General features: G+C 68.5%; 1 protein-coding gene. It reads right to left on the minus strand.

Translation table 11 applies throughout. The features are described 5' to 3' along the window. The coding region (locus A5696_RS19610; RefSeq protein ID WP_156738489.1) for an HAD-IC family P-type ATPase at positions 1-508 on the minus strand (508 nt) is incomplete at both ends.

Genomic DNA, 508 nt, shown 5'->3' on the forward strand with positions numbered 1-508 from the left:
GCGACGGCGCCTGCAGCTGTTCCTCATCGACGCGGTCGGTCGGGATCGCCAGCTGCGAGCTGTCGTAGAGCAGGTTGTTCAGCAGGATCTGGCTGGGCAGCATCGGCAGGAACGGCAGCAGCGCCGAGGCGGCGGCCGCGCTGAACATGTTGCCGAAGTTGCTCGACGTGCCCATCAGCACGTACTTGATCGTGTTGGCGAAGATCCGGCGGCCCTCGGCGACGCCGGTGGCCAGCACGCCCAGGTCCTTTTCCAGCAGCACCACGTCGGCCGCGTCCTTGGCGACGTCGGTGGCGCTGTCTACGGAGATCCCCACGTCCGCGGCGTGCAGGGCCAACGCGTCGTTGACGCCGTCGCCGAGGAAGCCGACCGATCGCCCGTTGCGGCGCAGCGCGGTGATCAGCCGCGCCTTCTGCTCGGGGGAGATGCGCGCGAAGATACTGTGGTCCGCAGCGGCGCGGCCGAATTCGTCGTCATCGAGGCATTCCAGCTGCGCGCCGGTGATCGT

The organism is Mycobacterium sp. E2699 (genome assembly GCF_001666745.1).
In the GTDB taxonomy this organism is placed as follows: domain Bacteria; phylum Actinomycetota; class Actinomycetes; order Mycobacteriales; family Mycobacteriaceae; genus Mycobacterium.